This is a genomic window from Mycolicibacterium elephantis DSM 44368 (assembly GCF_004014805.1).
Classification (GTDB): Bacteria; Actinomycetota; Actinomycetes; order Mycobacteriales; family Mycobacteriaceae; genus Mycobacterium; species Mycobacterium elephantis.
The window spans coordinates 1-1,415 of sequence record NZ_ATDN01000058.1 but is presented as its reverse complement, the minus strand read 5'-3'; the positions used below and the strand labels follow the sequence as shown (position 1 = coordinate 1,415).

Sequence of the window (1,415 nt, the reverse complement as noted above, 5' to 3'; positions counted from 1 at the left end):
GGTCACGTCCCGTGGAGTGGTGTAAGAGCGGTCGCGTGTCCGCGTGTGGCTCTGTGGTAGCCACTATGCCGTGAGAGCGGCTGTGGGGGCAATGGTTTCGGCACTTTGGTCACTGACGTCGAGCAGAGCGAGGCTGGTCTCGGAGAGGTAGCGCTTGTCGGCGACCTGCCATTCGTCGTGGGCCTCAACGAGTACCGAGCCGGCCAGCCGTAACAGCGCGGCGGGGTTGGGGAACACGCCGACGACGTCGGTGCGGCGTTTGATTTCCTTGTTCAATCGCTCCAGTGGGTTGGTTGACCAGATCTTTTTCCAGTGGGCCACCGGGAAGTCGGCGAAGGCGGTGATGTCGGCGGCGGCCTCGCGCAACATGGTTTCGACCTTGGGGAACTGGCGGCCGAGCATGCCGGCGATGGTGTCGAGTTGTTCGCGCACGTGCTCGGCGTCTGGCTGGGCGAAGACGGTGCGGATCGCGGCGGCGACCATCTCTGCGGAGCCCTTGGGCACTTGGGCGAGCACGTTGCGCAGGAAGTGCACTCGACACCGCTGCCAGGCGGCCCCGATCAGCACGGCGTCAATGGCACTGCGCAGTCCGGCATGGGCATCGGAGATGACCAGTTGGACTCCGGCCAGACCGCGGGATTTCAACGACCGCAAAAACGCGGTCCAGAACGCCCCGTCCTCGGAGTCTCCGACCTCAAAGCCCAGTACCTCGCGGCGCCCGTCAGCGGCCACCCCGGTGGCGATGACCACCGCCTGCGACACCACCCGATGATTCACCCGGGCCTTGCAGTAGGTGGCGTCGAGGAAGACATACGGAAAGCGCTGATCACCCAACGGCCGGTCCCGGAAGGCCGCGACCTCGGTGTCGAGGTCTTTGCAGATCCGGCTGACCTCGCTTTTGGAGATCCCGGTATCGGTACCCAGTGCCTTGACCAGATCGTCGACCTTGCGGGTGGAGGTGCCGTGCAGGTAGGCCTCCATCACCACCGCGAACAAGCACTGATCGACCCGGCGACGCCGCTCCAACAACGCCGGGAAAAATGACCCGGTGCGCAGCTTGGGAATCCGCAGTTCCAGGTCCCCTGCGACCGTGGACAGCGTGCGCGGACGCGAGCCGTTGCGCTGATTGGAGCGGGTCTCGGTGCGCTCATGGGGAGAAGCCCCGATGAACGCGGTCAACTCCGCGTCGATCAAGGCTTGGTAGATCGTTTCGGCGGCTTGAGTGATCCGCTCACCGGCATCGGCGGTGCGCAGTGCGTCGAGCACCTCCAGCAAGGCAGACTGGTCCAGGGCCATCGCGATGTTCCTCTCGGTAGTGATCCTTGGTCGTTTCACCACAGAGACTCACGCGATGGCCCTCTTACGTCAGGGACCGACACGCCGCCATCACTTACACCACTCCCCGGGACGTTCCC

At 64.8% G+C, this 1,415-nt stretch carries 1 protein-coding gene; it reads right to left on the bottom strand.

All coding sequences use genetic code 11. The annotated features are described in order from the left end of the window. Positions 1–63 precede the first annotated feature (63 nt). Complete coding sequence (locus MELE44368_RS23785; RefSeq protein ID WP_011725525.1) at positions 64–1,296, bottom strand: IS256-like element IS1245 family transposase; 1,233 nt, start codon at positions 1,294–1,296, stop codon at positions 64–66. Positions 1,297–1,415 lie beyond the last annotated feature (119 nt).

What these genes read in the sequence shown, in the direction of transcription:
- MELE44368_RS23785 (WP_011725525.1), bottom strand. Translation starts at nt 1,296, where the DNA reads ATGGCCCTGGACCAGTCTGCCTTGCTGGAGGTGCTCGACGCACTGCGC.